General features: G+C 69.8%; 10 protein-coding genes. 1 reads left to right on the top strand and 9 read right to left on the bottom strand.

Annotated elements, in window-relative coordinates; translation table 11 throughout:
* The first annotated feature begins 344 nt into the window (after nt 1-344).
* A complete protein-coding gene (gene hspQ / locus ACUSIJ_RS00130; RefSeq protein ID WP_449306320.1) occupies nt 345-692 on the top strand; it encodes a heat shock protein HspQ in 348 nt (115 codons plus the stop codon).
* Between the two features lie 5 nt (nt 693-697).
* Here hspQ and addA read toward each other — a convergent pair whose 3' ends face one another.
* The 9 genes from addA to ACUSIJ_RS00085 form a co-directional block, all read right to left on the bottom strand.
* Nucleotides 698-4,222, bottom strand: a complete 3,525-nt coding sequence (gene addA, locus ACUSIJ_RS00125; RefSeq protein WP_449306319.1) for a double-strand break repair helicase AddA — start codon at nt 4,220-4,222, stop codon at nt 698-700.
* Nucleotides 4,219-7,443 (bottom strand): double-strand break repair protein AddB, encoded by a 3,225-nt coding sequence (addB, locus tag ACUSIJ_RS00120; protein ID WP_449306655.1) that lies wholly within the window; start codon nt 7,441-7,443, stop codon nt 4,219-4,221. Before addB ends, addA begins: the two co-directional genes overlap by 4 nt.
* Nucleotides 7,443-8,177, bottom strand: a complete 735-nt coding sequence (locus ACUSIJ_RS00115; RefSeq protein WP_449306318.1) for a nucleotidyltransferase family protein — start codon at nt 8,175-8,177, stop codon at nt 7,443-7,445. Before ACUSIJ_RS00115 ends, addB begins: the two co-directional genes overlap by 1 nt.
* A gap of 195 nt (nt 8,178-8,372) precedes the next feature.
* Entirely contained in the window at nt 8,373-9,980 is a 1,608-nt protein-coding gene (tsaE, locus tag ACUSIJ_RS00110) for a tRNA (adenosine(37)-N6)-threonylcarbamoyltransferase complex ATPase subunit type 1 TsaE (protein WP_449306317.1), read from the bottom strand.
* A 38-nt stretch (nt 9,981-10,018) separates the two neighbouring features.
* On the bottom strand, nt 10,019-12,661 hold the full coding sequence (locus ACUSIJ_RS00105; RefSeq protein ID WP_449306316.1) for a PAS-domain containing protein: 2,643 nt from the start codon (nt 12,659-12,661) through the stop codon (nt 10,019-10,021).
* Nucleotides 12,662-12,962: 301 nt separating this feature from the next.
* Nucleotides 12,963-14,360 carry an adenosylhomocysteinase gene (gene ahcY / locus ACUSIJ_RS00100; RefSeq protein ID WP_449306315.1) on the bottom strand — a complete coding sequence of 466 codons (1,398 nt, stop codon included), beginning with the start codon at nt 14,358-14,360 and terminating at the stop codon, nt 12,963-12,965.
* 234 nt (nt 14,361-14,594) lie between these two features.
* Nucleotides 14,595-14,903, bottom strand: a complete 309-nt coding sequence (locus ACUSIJ_RS00095; RefSeq protein WP_449306654.1) for an HPr family phosphocarrier protein — start codon at nt 14,901-14,903, stop codon at nt 14,595-14,597.
* A gap of 259 nt (nt 14,904-15,162) precedes the next feature.
* Entirely contained in the window at nt 15,163-15,564 is a 402-nt protein-coding gene (locus ACUSIJ_RS00090; protein ID WP_449306314.1) for a PTS sugar transporter subunit IIA, read from the bottom strand.
* 110 nt (nt 15,565-15,674) lie between these two features.
* Entirely contained in the window at nt 15,675-16,148 is a 474-nt protein-coding gene (locus tag ACUSIJ_RS00085; RefSeq protein WP_449306313.1) for an HPr kinase/phosphorylase, read from the bottom strand.
* Nucleotides 16,149-16,203 lie beyond the last annotated feature (55 nt).

The raw sequence follows: 16,203 nt of genomic DNA, 5'->3' as shown, positions 1-16,203 counted from the left end.
CCATGGCAACGACGCCGACCAGAGCGACGAACAGCAGCAGCGACGTCAGCTCGACCATATCCTCTATTACAGCCTTGAACATCGTTATACCCTCCATTCGTTCCAACAAGATCATATTATGTTCTTATAATGTTCAGAGTCTAGTGGCCTTGTGCAGAATGCTTAACAATTTTCCACAGTCAGGAGGACAGCCGGGGAACCAGCCAGGGGACAGTGGTGGAAAGCCCATGGAGAAGCCCCGATCGGCAGGGGGTTTGGATCTCATCGGAGATGTGATCGGCGGGCGGAGGCATCCGCCGGGGGTCGGGCTTGACAACTACCTGTCCCCGCAGTTTGATTTACTGATGGACAAGCTGCGATTTTCCGGCATGCGGACGGCGAAATTCGACCTGGGACAGGTGGTCAGGCACCGTATCTATCCGTTTCGGGGCGTGATCTTCGACGTCGATCCGTGCTTCAACAATACCGAGGAATGGTATCAGGCGATCCCTGAGGACAGGCGGCCGGACCGCAATCAGCCGTTCTATCACCTGTTCGCCGAGAACACGGAAACCGAGTACATCGCCTATGTCTCGGAGCAGAACCTCGTGGCCGACACCTCCGGCGAGCCCGTCCGCCACCCGATGGTCGCGCAGGCGTTCGAGAACGGCGCGCCGGGGCAGTACCGCATCCCGGCACGGATGACGAACTGAGGCGTCTAGATTCCTGGGGCGATCTCCGCCAGCGCCCGGTCCAGCTGCGCGCCCTCGGCCTCCACCACGACCGGCCCCCGCGTATAGACGAGGAAAGCCCGCACGTCCCTGCCCGGCAGCAACTTGCGCAGCAGCGCGCGATAGAGCGCGAGCTGGGCGAGATGGGCGTGATCGGGCGCATCGGCCGGCACCGCGCCGGGAGCGCCGGTCTTGAAATCCGCGATGTGGACTTCGTCGTCGATGATGGCCAGCCGGTCTATCCGGCCGGAGACCGGCAGCGTCCGTCCGTCCGCAAGCGCGATATGGCCGGCAATGGCGACCTCCGCCCGGCTCGACGGCCCGAAGAGCCCGGCAAGCGCCGGCGCGTCGACGATGCCGAGGGCGGCGTCGACGATATGCTGGCGCTCGTCCGGCGCCAGCCGGGGGGCGCGTGTGTCGATATAGGCGATCGCCGCCTGCCGGCGACGGTCGGGGCCAAGAGCGGGCAGCCGTTCGATGAGCGCGTGCACGAGCTGGCCGCGCAGGCGCGCGCTTTCCGCCGCAGAGGCTTCGGCCGGGCGATGCGGCCGGTCCGCCGCGTCGATCGCGCTCGAAGGGCGAAGCGGCGGCGCGGGCTGCGTCTCCGGGAGCACAGGTGCCGTCAGCCAGGCGGGCACGGAGATGTCGGGGCGCGGCGATGCGCCGCCGGGCTCGCCCCCTGCAGCGGCCTTCTCCGGCGACGACCAGCGCAGGATCTCCCCGCCTGTCTCGTCCGTGACGCGCGTCAGGCGGCCGCGCAGCCCGCCGTCGTCGGAGACGGCCTGTTCGATGCCGTTGATGACCATGCCGGACCAGCTTTCGTCCGGCGGCCGGGCAGACGATGCGCCGGCATCCGTGCCGTCCGCTTTCGGCTCGCGTTTGATGGCGGAGGCCACGATCAGCCGGTCGCGGGCGCGGGTGAGCGCGACGTAGAGGAGGCGCGCGTTCTCCTCCGCCGCCTTCTCGCGCAGCGTGGCGCGCGCCTCTGCCACCGGAGCGGGGTCGAAACGCTGCCCCGGCGACCAGATCGGCACTGCGAGCGCCCGCGCGCCGATCGTAAGGGGAACCTCGATCAGGTCGGGATCGTGGCTGCCGTCGGGCTTCTCGCCGCCGTCGGCCAGGATGACCACCGGCGCCTCCAGCCCCTTGGCGCCGTGCACGGTCATGACGCGGACCTCGTCGCGGGTGTCGTCCATGTCGCGTTTCATGTCGCCGGTGGTGCCCTCGAAAGCGTTGAGGAAGCCGGCGAGCGAGGGCGCGAAGCGCTGCTCGTAGGCGAGCGCCTGCGACACGAAGGCGTCGATGGCGTCGCCCGCCTCCGCCCCGAGCCGCGCCACGAGCCTGCGCCGGCCCGCCTGCGGCCCGAGCAGGGTGGCGTAGAACCCGAACGGCCCGCGTGCCCGCGCCAGCGTCCGCCACGACGACACGGTCGCGAGCGCGCGGGCTGCGGCGGGATCGCCCGCGCCCGCATCGGCGGCTTTCGCGACCGCGTCGATCAGCGGCACGTCGCCGGCGCGCGGTGCGGCGATGCGGATGAGGTCGTCGTCGTCCCAGCCGACGAGCGGGGACTTGAGGCTTGCGGCCAGCGTCAGGTCGTCGCGCGGCTGCAAGGCCACGCGGCCGGCGGCGACGAGATCGCGCACGGCGATGTGCTGGGCGACGGTGAGCCTGTCCGCGCCCGCGACGGGCACGCCGGCGTCCTTGAGGGAGCGGATCACGGCCTCGAAGAAGGTGCGGCGCTTGCGCACCAGCACCAGCACGTCGCCCGGCGGAATGCGCCGGCCGGTCTCGTCGCCGGTCTCCATCCAGCGGCGGACGGTGAGCGCCACCTTGCGGGCGAGCCGCACGGCGGGCTCCGAGGCGTCGGGCTCGTCGAGCGGCAGGCTCCAGGCATCGGGTTCGGGCGGCTTGTCCTTCCAGATCGTCGGCCAGATCTCCACGACGCCGGGGAAGGAGGGGCGCGCACTCTCGTGCACCGGGGTGGCGGCCGTGTCGCCCAGCGTCAGCCCCTTGGCGTGGTGCGGCAGTGCGAAAACCGCGTCCACGGCGGACAGCACCTCGGGCGCGGAGCGGAACGAGACGGTGAGCTGCACGTCCTCGAAGGCCATGCCGGCGGCCTGCGCGCGGGCGCGGAAATAATGGCCGTTCGCCTCGAACTCGTGCGGCGCCGCGCCCTGGAAGCCGTAGATGGACTGCTTGGGATCGCCCACCGCGAACAGCGTGCGCCGGCGCGCGCCCGCGCCCTCGCCCGCCGTGAATTCCTCCACCAGCTTGCGCAGGATGGCCCATTGCTCGGGCGAGGTGTCCTGCGCCTCGTCGACGAGCACGTGGTCGATGCCGGCATCGAGCTTGTAGAGGATCCACGCCGCATCCGCCTTGCCGAGCAGCGCCACGGTGCGGGCGATGAGGTCGTCGAAATCGAGCGCCGCGCGGGCGCTTTTCAGCTTTTCGAGACGGTTGAACACCGCCTGCGCCAGCGAGAACAGCGCCCGGGTGCGCGCCACCGCTTCCGCCGCCCTGATGCGGTCGAGCAGCGCCTCGATGCGGTCGCGTTCAGCGATGAGGCGTTCGGTCAGCGCCGGGTCGATGGCCTTCGTCGCCAGCCTTTTTTGCGGTTCGCCTTTCTGGGTGAAGAAGACGTCGCGGTAGAGCGCGAAGCGTTCGAGCGCGTCGCGGGCCGCAAATGCCCGCCGCAGCAGGCCGGCCTTGTCCCTGTCCGTCTTCGCGCCGGCCTCCAGCGCCTCGGCGACGGCCGGCCATTCGTCGGAGGCGATGCCGCCGGCGATGACGGCGCGGCGCAGGGTCTCGGGCGTGTCGTCCGCCGCGATGCCGCAGGCGCGGGCGAAGGCGGCGAAGACCCGGTCGAGCGCCGCCGGATCGGCATGCGCGCGCAGAAACGGCTTGTGGCGCAGCGCCGTCCGCAGCGCACGGCCGACGGTTTCGTCGCCCGCTTCCCGTGCCACCTGATCCAGCGCATCGGCGATCGCGGAGCGGCCGGTGGCGGCGTCGGTCAGCACCTCGCGCGTCGCCTGTTCGAGCAGATCCTGCGACTGCGCCTCGTCCAGCACCTCGAAGCGCGCGGGCACGTTGGCCTCGAAGGGGAAGAGATGCAGCAGACGCTCGCAGAAGGCGTGGATGGTTTCGATCTTCAGCCCGCCCGGCGTTTCGACGGCGCGCGCGAAAAGCCGCCGCGCCACCGCGATCCTGGCCCGCGCCGGCGCCCTGCCGTCGAGCGCCGTGAGCCTCTCGGCGAGCCCCGCATCGTCGAGCACCACCCAGGCGCCGAGCTCGTCGAACACGCGGTTCGACATGTTCGCCGCCGCCGCCTTGGTGAAGGTGAGGCACAGGATGCGCGTCGGCTCCACCTCGTCGAGCAGCAGGCGCAGCACCCGGTCGGCCAGCACCTTGGTCTTGCCGGAGCCGGCGTTGGCCGACACCCAGGCCGAGGCCGCGGGATCGGCGGCGCGGCGCTGGTCGATGACGGTTTTTGGGGGAACGACGAAGCGGCTCATGCGTCCTCCCCCGCCCCGGCGAGCACGGACCACTCGCGCACGCGTGCCAGATGGTCATAGGGCCCCTCGTGCTTGGCGTATTCCGGGAAGGGGCGCGAGATGAAGCCGGCATCGCCGCCGTAATAGCGGCCGAGCAGCGCCTGCAACCCCGCAAAATGCTCCTCGATCACCTGCGCCACCGTCCGCGTTTCTTTCTTTGGCTGGTCGATCGGCTTTTCGGTGAGCGGCTCGCGGCCGCCCCTCGCCAGCATGTAGAGCAGCGCGATGTCGTCCGGGGCGGCGATGCCGGGGAAGGCGCCGCGCTTCAGCATGGCCGCCTCGAGGGTCATCTGCGGCGAGAACCCGGCGAAGATCTGTGACGTACTCGGCGCGGCGCCGGTCTTGAAATCGACGATGACGGTCCTTCCCGGCCATTCCTCGATGCGGTCGGCGCGGGCCGAGAGCACGAACACGCCGCCGGGCACGGGAATGTCGAGGCGGCCGTGGATCTCCGCCGTGAGCCTGCCGATGCCCGGCCGCCGGGCGATCTCCCAGCCGACGAAGGCGCGCGCGACCTGCTCGAAACGCGGCCACCACAGCGCCGTGACATCGGGATAGACCGCAAGCGGCGCGAACGCCTCGCGCCCCAGCCGCAACGCTTCGCCGAGCGGGTCGTCCGGCAGCGCGTCCGGCCAGCGGATGGCGAAATTGCCGAGCGCCGCGTGCACCAGCGTGCCACGGTCGGCGGCGCCGGGCGGGGTCGCGATCGCGTCGAGCGGATCGAGCCCGAGCACGTGGCGCGCGTAGACGGCATAGGGATCGCGCACCAGCGTCTCGATGGCGGTGACGCTGAGCCCCTTCGGCAGCAGGGCGCGCGGCGGCTTCGGCGCCGGGCGCCTGATGGCGGGCGCGGGCGGCGGTGCATCCACGGCTTCGGTCAGCGCGAGGTAACGCTCCCCGGCTGCGGTCACGTCGCGCCATGCGTCCCCGCCCGCAAGCGCCTTCATGCGTTGCAGGAAGCGGGAGGGCACGGTGGGCGCGCCGTCGCGCTTGAGCGCGCGCGTGATCACCACGTCACCGGTGCCGAGCGCTTCCGTGAAATCGTGCGCGGTCTGGCCGATGCGCCGCTCCGGCGAGGAGAGGCCGAGCATCGCCCGCATCGGCCGGTTGAGAAAGGCGTCGGTGCGCGATTTCGGCGGCCAGACGCCTTCGTCCAGCCCGCCGAGCACGATGCGGTCGACGTTGAGCAGGCGCGCCTCCAGGAGGCCCCAGATCCTGATGCGCGGATGGGCGGCCTTGCCGGTTTCCCGGCGCGCCACGCGCTCGCCGGCGAGGCCGTCGAAGAAAGCCGGATAGTCGGCGAAGCGGCCGCTGACGCCGCCCGCATCGGTGAGGGCGAGATCGTCGAACAGCCCGGCAAGTTCCGGCCCGCCCTCGCCGGCCGGCAGCGCCGCGCCGGTTTCCGGGGCCGCGACCTTTGCCACCGCTGCGGCATGGCTGACGGCCAGGGCGACGAGATCGATATCGGCCTCATCCGCGTGGTCCTGCGGCAGGAAGCCGGCGAAGGCATCGGCAAGCCGGTCCAGGAACGCCGCCGCGGCTTGCCAGTCCGCGCCGCCCAGCGCCTTGCGCGGGCGCGCGGCGTGGCGGTCCGCCGCCTCGTCGCGGCGCACGGGCAGCGCGGCCCGCATGCCCCCGATGCCGGCGGGCAGCGCCGGCCCGCGCAGCAGACCGATCTCCAGCGTGGCGGCGATGCGCTCGACCTCGCCGCGCGGCAGGCCGAACGTCGCCAGCGGATGCGCCAGCAACGCCAGCAGCGGTTCCGGCGCGACGTTCGTCACCGCCACCTGTGCCACGAGGCGCGCCAGCGTCCCGGCAGAGGTCCGTGACAGCGGCACCCCGGCGGAATCTTCCGCCACGATGCCCCAGCGCAGCAGCTCCGCCCCGACGCGCTCGGCGAGTGCCCGGTCGGGCGTCACGAGGGCCGCCGTGCGGCCTTCCGTCTCCAGCGCCTCGCGCAGTGCGATGGCCGCCGCCAGCGCCTCGGTCCGCTCGTCCGGCGCCTCGATCAGCGCGATGCCCGTGAGCGGGCCGGAATCCCCGCCCGCGCCGGTCATGACGCGGGCGCGCTCCCGATGCCACCGGTCGGTGGTCTCCGCCGGCCGCAGCGCCTCGCTGATGAAACGCCGGCGCGCCGCGATGCGCGGCGGGACATCCCCGAGCGGCGCGACATCGGCGCGGGCGAGGCCGATGGTCGCGAGCAGCCGATGCAGGATCGCCTGCGGATGGCTCGCCACCGGTTGGCCTGCGGCAGCTCGATCATCGGCCCCCTCGCCGCCGATCAGCGCCCATGTGCCGTCGTCGAGAAGATCGTCGAGCCCCGGCAGCACGACCGCCCCTTGCGGCAGGCGGGCGATGGCGGCGATCAGCCTGGCGGTCGCCGGGATCGAGCCGGTGGAGCCCGCGACGATCGTCGGCTCCGGAGGGGACTCGTCCAGATAGCGTTGCGCCTGCGCCAGCGTCAGCAGATGGTGGCGCGCCACCGGATCGCTGACGTTGCGCCCGGCCAGAATGCCCGGCCATTGCTCCGCCGCGATCTTCAGGAACTCCAGCGTGATGGCGAAGTAGCGGGAGTGGCGCTCCTCCACCAGCGATTTGAGCGCGTTCCACGGCACGTCCTCGGTGGTGAGCGAGTCCATGAGCCGCGCGAGATCGCCGGCGAGCGCCAGCGCGTCGGCGGGCGAGGCCGGCACCAGCAGCGGCTCGCGTTCGTCGAGGTGCAGCAGCGCCCGGTCCACCGCCCGCGCCCACGCCAGCACCAGCCGCGTCAGGATGAGCCTGCGCTCGGTGTCCCCGAGCGCGGGCGCGACGCCGGCGGCGAGATCGGACGCGATGCCGGATTCCGCATGGGCCTCGCCATCGGCCGACAGCGCCAGCTCGGCGTCGTCGACGTCGCCGAGCGGCACGAGGCGCGGCAGCAGCACCGGCGCCGGCGCGAAGCGCTCCGCCAGCAGCGTGGCGAAGGCGCGGGCGGCGCGTCGGGTCGGCAGGTAGACCGTCGCCCGCGACAGCGACAGCGGATCGGCCGCATCGGGAAACCCCGGCAGGATGCGGCCCGCGAGCAGCGCATCAGTGAGCGTCGGCAGGAAGGGGACGCCGGTGGCGATATTGAAGACGCGCGGGTGACGCGGCCCGCGCCTCGCCTCCTGCGGGCGCGCCGTCGTCACCTCTTGCCCCGCGATCACCTGGCGCTCGCCGCGACGTACTCCTCCGCCTGCACGATGGCGGCCGGAGTGCCGACATGCAGCCACTCGCCGTCGAGCCGCAGGCCGTAGAGACGGTCCGCGGCGATGGCGCGGTCGAACAGCAGGTTGAGCGAGAACGGGCCGTCGGGCGTGTCCTCGAACAGCGCCGGCTTGAACAGCCCCACCCCGGCATAGATGAAGGGCGCGATCTCGCGCTCGGGGCGGCGGCTCAGGCGACCGTCCGGCGTCATGTTGAAATCGCCGTCGCCGTCGTGGCCGATGCTGCTCGTGGCGCTGGCCAGCAGCAGCAGGATGTCCATTTCGTCCGGGTTCCAGCGCCTCGCCAGGCGCTCCACGTTCGATGCCGGGCCTTCCAGCCACATGGCGTCGGTATTGACGATGAAGAACGGATCGGGCCCCAGCAGTTCCAGCGCCTTCTTGGTGCCGCCGCCGGTCTCCAGGAGCTGCTTGCGCTCGTCGGAGATGATGATATCGAGCCCGGTGAAGTGCCTCAGATGCTGCTCCACGAGATCGGGCAGATAGTGCACGTTGACCACGGCCCGCCTGACGCCTGCCGTCGCCAGCCGGTCGAGCGCCCGGTCGAGCAGCGAGCGTCCGGCGATGCGCACCAGCGGCTTGGGCAGGGTTGCGGTGACGGGCCGCATGCGCTTGCCGAGCCCGGCGGCGAGCACCATCGCGGAAGAGGGAATGAACTCGGGGCGTTCGGTCATGACAGGATTGCTGATCTGGTGCGCAAGACGCATTCCGATGATAGACGATTCAACCGATGAGGAACATGACGGGAAAGGCCCATTACCGCTCCCGAAATCCGCCGTCAGCCCTTTTTACGGGCTGCTGATGACAAAGCAATAAGTATCGGTGAAAAACCGGGGACCGTGGCGGGAATCGCGTGCCTGCCGGGGTATTCACCCCTCGACGCCGTCCGCCAGTTGCGGAATATGGGTCCCGAACCAGCCGCTCAGCTCGGCGAGCGCCGGGTGTCTCAGGTTGCGCAGCAGATAGGCGCCGATGCGCGGCAGATGGGCGAGATAGGCCGGCTTGCCGTCGCGCCGGTCGAGGCGCACGAAGAGGCCGAGCAGCTTGGTCGCCCGCTGTGCGCCCAGGATGGCATAGGCACGCGTGAATGCCTCGACGTCGAAATCCGGATCGCGGGCGCGCCTCTCCCGCGCGTAGAGCGCGAGCAGCCGCAGCTCCAGCTCCGGCGGCACGGTCACACGCGCGTCCTGGAGCAGCGAGGCGAGGTCGTAGGCGGGATGGCCCATCACCGCGTCCTGGAAGTCGATCAGCCCGATGCGGGCGAGCCCCTTGCGATCCGACCGCCAGATCAGATTCGGCGAGTGGAAATCGCGCAGCACCCAAGTCCGGGATATTGGTGTCCGGGATGCCGATGTTTGATGCTCCGATATCCGCGATCCCGGCGGGGGGAGCGTCAGGCTCTCGTCGGGATCGCCGCTGACCTCGCGCAGCAGGCCGCTCCAGATGCGGCTGAACGCTGCCCGGCCCGAATTGGGCACGAACCGGCCGGCGCGATGGGGCAGATACCATTCGAGCAGCAGCCCGACCTCGATCATCAGTGCGTCGACGTCATAGGGCGGCACGACGTGCTCCACCCCCTCCACCACCGGCAGCCTGTCCGGCACGGGCGAAGTGTGCAGCTTGACGAGTACCCGCGCAGCCTCCCCGTAGCGGTCCGGGATCGGGCCCGCCGCATCCACCACGCCCTCGCCGCCGAGGTCCTCGACCAGCAGCAGCCCGGCGTCGAGGTCCTGCCCGTAGATGACCGGCGCGCTCAGCCCCAGCGCCCGCAATCCCCGGTCGACGGCCACGAACGCGTGGACCGAATCCGACAGCCGCGCCACGACGTGATAGGGCTTTTCGGAGCGGAACACCGGCGCCTTCGGCCGCGGCGGCGAGATCATCAGGATGGCGGTCTCGCCGTTGGGCCGGGTGAGCCGCTCGTAGAGGCGGCTCGATGCGTCGCCGTAGATGGGCGCGCGCGCGGCGTTGCCCCATCCGGCGCGGTCGATCACCGTGCGCACGGCCTTCAGCTCGGCGAGCCGGCGCGCGTGCTCGCCGAGCCCGGTGAGGACGGCGATCCGCTCGCCCTCGAAGCCCGGCACCAGCCGCAGGTTGATGTCGAGCCGGCTTTCGCTGAGCGAGTCGCCCGCCCTGTCCGGCCATTCCACCAGCGCGACCGCGTCGTCGATGGCCTCGTCCCAGCCGAGTTCATCGAGTTCGAGCGGGTCGGAGATGCGGTAGAGGTCGGCGTGCACCACGGTGCCGCGGGCGCATTCGTAGCTTTGCAGCAGGGTGAAGGTCGGGCTCGGCACGTCGAGCTCGCCGTCCCCGGCGAAGGCCCGCACGAAGGCGCGCGCGAACGTGGTCTTGCCGGCGCCGAGATCGCCCGAGAGCGTGATCAGATCGCCCGGCCGCGCCTCGCGCGCGAGGACGGCGGCCAGATGCTCCGTCGCCGCCTGATCGGTGAGCCGGACGGCCCAGGTGGCGGAACTCATGTGGCGGAACTCATGTGAGGGAACTCATGTGAGGGAACTCATGCCGCAGCCTCCTTGCCGCTTCCTTGGCCGCTTCCCGTGCGATCGAGACCGGGCTGCGCGGCCGGGAAGATGCAGACGATGCGCGTGCCCTCGCCCGCCGCGGACGAGGCCTCGATCCTGCCGCCGTGCAGCTCGACGAAGGCGCGCACCAGCGACAGCCCGACATCGACGGACAGGCCGACATCGGCCCGCGCGGCGGTGCGCGACAGCAGCCGCTCGACCTGCGCCTCCGCCAGCCCCCGGCCGGTATCGGTGACGGAAAGATGGACGTACCCGGCCTCGCGCGATGCGACGACCGTGATGGAGCCGCCGTTCTCCGACGTGCCGAGCGCGCTCGACAGCAGGTTGTAGAGTACCTGCCGCACGCGCTTGGCGTCGCCCTGGAAGGCGCCGATATCGACCGGCACCTCGACGCGGAGCCGGACATCCTTCTCGGCGAGCCTGTCCTCGATGCCGCGAATGGCCGCCGCCACGGCCTCCGCCACGTCCACGTCGCCGAAGGTCATCTCCACGCCGCCGTTGTCGATGGTGGCAAGGTCGAGGATGTCGTTGATGAGTGTCAGCAGGCTCTCGGACGAGCGGGTGATGTGATCGGCGTATTCGCGCTGTTTGGCGTTGAGCGGCCCGACCGTCTCCTCCGCCAGCAACTGGGCGAAGCCGATGGCGCTGGTCAGCGGCGAGCGCAACTCGTATGACACGTGGTGCAGGAAGTCGTCGCGGATGCGCGAGGCCGTTTCCAGCGCCTCGTTGCGCTCCGTCAGCGCCCGCTCGACGGCCACGCTTGCCGTCATGTCGGTGAAGGTGAGCAGCGTGGAACCGTCGGGCAGCGGCGCGGCGGCGCAGTCGAGGGTTGCGCCGTCGAGGCGCGTCACCCGGAAGGTGTGGCGGGTACGCTTGTCGTGCAGCCCCGCCACCGCCATGCGGATATCCGCCCAGACGCCCTTGTCCGTCGAGAGCGTCGCGCAATGGCCGGCGATGACGTCGACGTGCGGGCGGCCGGCGATCGTGTCGTCGTCGAGCTGCCACAGGTCCGAGAACGCCGGGTTCGACAGCTTCAGGCCCCCGTCCGAGCCGAACACCGCAACGCCCTCGCGCAGCGAGTCGAGCGTCTCGCCCTGGATGCGCATGAGCGCGTTGTAGCGCGACTCCAGGCTGAAGCGCTCGGTGACGTCGTCGAACACATAGGTGACGCCTCCGGTGGTGACGCCGCCAGTGGTGACGCCGCCCGGGGACGACCCGCCCTTGGCCGGCGTGTTGGGCGTGACGACGACATGCAGCGTGCGGCCGTCCGGCAGATACCACCAGTGATCCTGCGCTTCCGCAGCGCGGTAGGCCATCAGCAGCTCGCCCTTCCATTTGCGGAAGTCCGCCTGTTCCGGCAGCTTGCGCTCGCTGCGCAGGCGCTCGAGGATGTCCCCGTCCGACGGGCCGGCGGCGAGGAACGCCTCGTCGAGGCCCCACAGCTTGCGGTAGGCGGCGTTGTGGAACACCAGGCGCTTGTCGGCGTCGAAGATGGCCACTGCCGTCGGCAGCCGGTCAAGCGTGCGGGCGTGGGCCTGTTTCAGCCGCGCGAGGTCCCGGCGGGCGAGCTCCACCGCGGTCACGTCGGTGGCCATGCCGGCCGTGCCGCTGCCGCCGGGGCTCTCCACCACGTCGACCACCAGTTCCGCGCCCCGGACGGCGGATTTCACCCGCCCGGCATAGACGGTTCCGCGCGCGATGGCGTCCCGCGCAGCGGCGCGGGCCGAGGCGTCGAGGATCTCCGTCTGGCGGGCGACGACCTCGGCCGCGTCCGCCGCGCCGACGGCGGCGGCATAGGCGAGGTTGACCCACAGCAGCGCCCCGTCCCGGTCGCGCAGCCAGATCGGCTGGGCGAGCGCATCAAGCATCGTGCGCAGCGCCGAAAGATCGCCGCGCGCGCCGGCCAGCGCCTCGCGGGCGCGGGCGAGCTCCTGACGCTCGGCGGTGGTCTCGCGCAGGCGAAACACGGCCTGGCCGCTGATCGCCCGGCCGTCGGCCTCGAAATAGCGCCCGTCGATGGCGCGCAGCCCGAGATGAAACCGCTCGCCGCCGTTTTTCAGCGCGTCGAGCGCATTGTCCAGCGCCTGGGCGTGCGAGGGCGCGAGCCATGAGCCGAAGGCCAGCGCGCGCCGGGCCGGCTGCCCGGGCGCGACGAGGTCGGTGTCGCCCTCGATCACCGGCTCACCGTGGCGGCTCGGCCAACTGACGATGATCTGGGGTTCGGAGGCGATCAGGGTGGCGTATCGGTCGTGGCGAGCGCGAAGCTGCGCGAGCTCGTGCGCCAGCGCCGAGCGGGCGCGTCGCGCCTTCGCCCTCTCGCGCCCCAGCGCCAGCGCCGCCATCGCGAAAGCCGACAGCAGGCCGACGAACCCGGCCAGAATGATGATGGAATGGGGCGCGAAGGAGAGGCCGAGGTCCGCGAACGGATCGGATGGCGTGATCGCGCCCGCCGCTTCCTGCGCGTGCGCCCTCCCCGCGACGCAGCACGCGAGGAGGGAACCGGCCGCGAGCATCCGCCGGCTCACGCGTGCGCCGCATGGCCTGCCGGCGCCTGCAGGCGCATAGACGATGGCGGAGCGGGCTGCAGCTTCCGAACCGGGCCGGGCAAACGATGACAACACAGTCTCGCATTGACGCCAAAGCGTGTGCGCCCTTGCCCTCATGAAACCCCGCCCGAGAAACCAAGTCCGATGACACCCGATCCAGCAAGAACCGAGCCTCGAATCATCAATACTCTACAGCCTCGGACAGTTCATCAGAAAGTGGTTAACGGGAAGGAAACGACCGATTCCCCCAGCTATCCTAGGAAGATAGCCGGACATGGTTATGTTGCGGGTTGCGACGGTGCAGCCGCACGAGAACGGCCGCGCCGGACGGGCGCGGCCGGCGCTTGTCGTTTCCCGCAGATCCGGGGCCGCCTCAGTAGCGGTAATGGCCGGCCTTGAACGGCCCGTTGGCGGAAACGCCGATATAGGTGGCCTGCTCCTCGGTGAGCTTGGTCAGGGTGACGCCGATCTTGGCGAGATGCAGCGCCGCGACCTTTTCGTCGAGGTGCTTGGGCAGCGTGTAGACCTTCTTCTCGTACTCGCCCTGCTTCGTGTGCAGCTCGATCTGCGCCAGCGTCTGGTTGGTGAACGATGCCGACATCACGAACGAGGGATGGCCGGTGGCGTTGCCGAGGTTCACCAGACGCCCCTCGGACAGCAGGATGATGCGCTTGCCGTCGGGGAAGGTGATCTCGTCGACCTGCGGCTTGATGTTGGTCCACGTGTAGTTGCGCAGCGCCCCGACCTGGATCTCGTTGTCGAAATGGCCGATGTTGCAGACGATGGCGCGGTCCTTCATCGCGCGCATGTGCTCGATGGTGATGATGTCCTTGTTGCCGGTGGCGGTGACGAAGATGTCGGCACGCGGCGCCGCCTGCTCCATGGTCACCACCTCGTAGCCCTCCATCGCCGCCTGCAGGGCGCAGATGGGGTCGATCTCGGACACGAGCACGCGGCAGCCCGCGTTGCGCAGCGAGGCGGCGGAGCCCTTGCCCACATCGCCGAAGCCCGCCACCATGGCGACCTTGCCGGCCATCATCACATCGGTGCCGCGGCGGATGCCGTCGACGAGCGACTCGCGGCAGCCGTAGAGGTTGTCGAACTTCGACTTCGTCACCGAGTCGTTGACGTTGATCGCCGGGAACAGCAGGCTGCCCTCCCGCTCCATGATGTAGAGACGGTGCACGCCCGTTGTCGTCTCCTCGGAAACGCCCCTGATGTTGGCGGCGAGTTCCGCGAACCAGCCGGGCTTTTCGGTGAGCGTGCGCTTGATCAGCGCGAACAGCACCTCTTCCTCCTCGGAGGAAGGATCTTCGAGGAACGCCGCGTCGCCCTGCTCCGCGCGCAGGCCGAGATGCACCAGCAGCGTCGCGTCGCCGCCGTCATCGAGGATGAGGTTCGGCGTGCCGCCGTCGCCCCATTCCAGAATCCGGCGGGTGTAGTTCCAGTATTCCTCCAGCGTCTCGCCCTTGACGGCGAACACCGGCACGCCGCTTGCCGCGATCGCCGCGGCCGCGTGGTCCTGGGTCGAGTAGATGTTGCACGAGGCCCAGCGCACCTCGGCGCCCAGCGCCGTCAGCGTCTCGATGAGCACCGCCGTCTGGATCGTCATGTGCAGGGAGCCTGCGATCCGCGCGCCCTTCAGCGGCTGCGTGGGGCCGAACTCCTCGCGCACGGCGATGAGACCCGGCATCTCCGTTTCGGCGATGGAGATTTCCTTCCGGCCCCAATCGGCCAGCGAGAGGTCCTTGACGACATAATCCTGCGACATCTGTCCCATCCTGAAAGAATAATACCATCGGCCCCGTTCTTCGACCGGTGCCCGGCAGGCTGCGCATGGTGAAGCGCTTCCCGCGCCGCGCGGGTTTGGCACCACCCGACGTTCCGGCCGAAAGCCAAAAACGCACACCGGTGCCTGCGCTCTATACCAGCGTAAGGCGCACAGGGCAAGAATGATATAAAGAAATCTTTATATATGTATCGGATGGCCGGGTCCGGCGGCGCTCTATTCGTCCTCGCCGAAGCGGTCGGCGAGCAGCGCCTCGACGGCGTCGAGCACGTCGTTCGCCTGCGGGCCGAAGGCCGTGACGGTGATGGTGGTGCCTTTGGCGGCGGCGAGTGTCAGCAGGCCCATGATCGAACGTCCGCCCACCGTTTCGCCGGCGCGGCTCACCTTCACGTCGGCCTCGAACCGGTCGACGGTCTGCACGAACTTGGCGGAGGCGCGCGCGTGCAATCCCTTCCGGTTGATGATCGGCAGCTCACGCGTGGCAAGGGAGGCCGCGTCGGGAGAGATCACCTCGTGGGAGATCATATCGGCGCTTCCACCATATCCGTCGTCGCCGCGCGACGCGTTGTCGTCAGCAATGTCGATCACGTCCAATCACTTTCGCGAAATACCAAAGGGGCGCGCCCAACCGCCGGGACCGTCGCATGCCCCGGGGAAACGCGCCTTGCGCCGGCACACAGGCAAAACGTTTCCGTTCTCCTGTCCGGCGAATGCCGGAGGGCCAAATTACTATGCGAGACGCTCACTGCCAAATGGTAAAGACCGGTCGCGGAACCGTCAAAACTCATCGGCCGGTAAGCACGTGGCTGGCGACGTTGATGTACTTGCGGCCGGCCTCCTGGGCCTCCAGCACCGCCTCGTCGAGAGTGTGGTCTTCCCTCACCGAGGCCAGCTTGATCAACAGCGGCAGGTTCATGCCGGCAATCACCTCTACCTTGCTGCCGTTCATGCAGGAGATAGCCAGATTGGAAGGCGTGCCGCCGAACATGTCTGTGAGCACCACGACGCCGTCGCCGGCATCGGCCCGGCATACCGCCTGCAGGATGTCCTGCCGACAGCCGTCCATATCGTCTTCCGGACCGATTGTTACGGTCTCAAGCTGTGCCTGCGGACCTACCACGTGTTCAAGCGCGGCGCGAAATTCCGTCGCGAGACACCCGTGCGTCACCAATACGAGACCGATCATTCAGAACCCTGTATCACCGTCACGATCCATGACAGGAGAGATCATTTTGTGCATTGCGGGGAAAAGTGCAAGGGTTCTAAGATCATTTTGTCATCGTATAGCCATAAATATCACAGACTCGTGCTTTGCCCTTGAGCAATAAGCCAAAACACCACGTCGGGCGCGTCGGTCATGCCCGCGGCGGCGAGTCTCGGCAAGCGCGTGTCGAGTATCGTGGTCATTTTGTCGCAGGTCTCCGGCAGCCGGTCCGGCTTGACGTCCGCGTCGACCACCAGTTCCACGACGGCGGCGGGCAGGAACGGCATCCCGACGATCCCCGCGCCGCGCACTTCGAGAAGGCCGGCGATGGCCGGCACGGCGCGGGCCACGAGCCGGCCGTGGCAACGCGCCAGGATGACGCGATCGTCGCTGACAAGGCTGGCGAACCGTCCGGCCCGGGCGGCGCGCTCCAGCAGCTGGCGGGCCAGGGTGGATTTGCCGCTGCCCGACCGGCCGCGGATCAGCACGCCCGTCTCGCCGATGGCGATCGCGGTTGCGTGAACGGTCACGCCGGGTGCGTCCGCGATGCCGTCGTTCCCCGCCATGGCTGCTTCTCCGCGGTTGGGCTGCGCCCTGGGCGCCGGCGTCATCGCCGCCCGG

It is taken from the genome of Pseudochelatococcus sp. B33 (assembly GCF_053570585.1).
This window is presented reverse-complemented; position numbering and strand designations above follow the sequence as displayed.

Coding starts and splice junctions, on each gene's coding strand:
- hspQ (WP_449306320.1), top strand. CDS start 345: ATGGACAAGCTGCGATTTTCCGGCATGCGGACGGCGAAATTCGACCTG.
- addA (WP_449306319.1), bottom strand. CDS start 4,222: ATGAGCCGCTTCGTCGTTCCCCCAAAAACCGTCATCGACCAGCGCCGC.
- ACUSIJ_RS00115 (WP_449306318.1), bottom strand. CDS start 8,177: ATGACCGAACGCCCCGAGTTCATTCCCTCTTCCGCGATGGTGCTCGCC.
- tsaE (WP_449306317.1), bottom strand. CDS start 9,980: ATGAGTTCCGCCACCTGGGCCGTCCGGCTCACCGATCAGGCGGCGACG.
- ahcY (WP_449306315.1), bottom strand. CDS start 14,360: ATGTCGCAGGATTATGTCGTCAAGGACCTCTCGCTGGCCGATTGGGGC.
- ACUSIJ_RS00095 (WP_449306654.1), bottom strand. CDS start 14,903: ATGATCTCCCACGAGGTGATCTCTCCCGACGCGGCCTCCCTTGCCACG.
- ACUSIJ_RS00090 (WP_449306314.1), bottom strand. CDS start 15,564: ATGATCGGTCTCGTATTGGTGACGCACGGGTGTCTCGCGACGGAATTT.
- ACUSIJ_RS00085 (WP_449306313.1), bottom strand. CDS start 16,148: ATGGCGGGGAACGACGGCATCGCGGACGCACCCGGCGTGACCGTTCAC.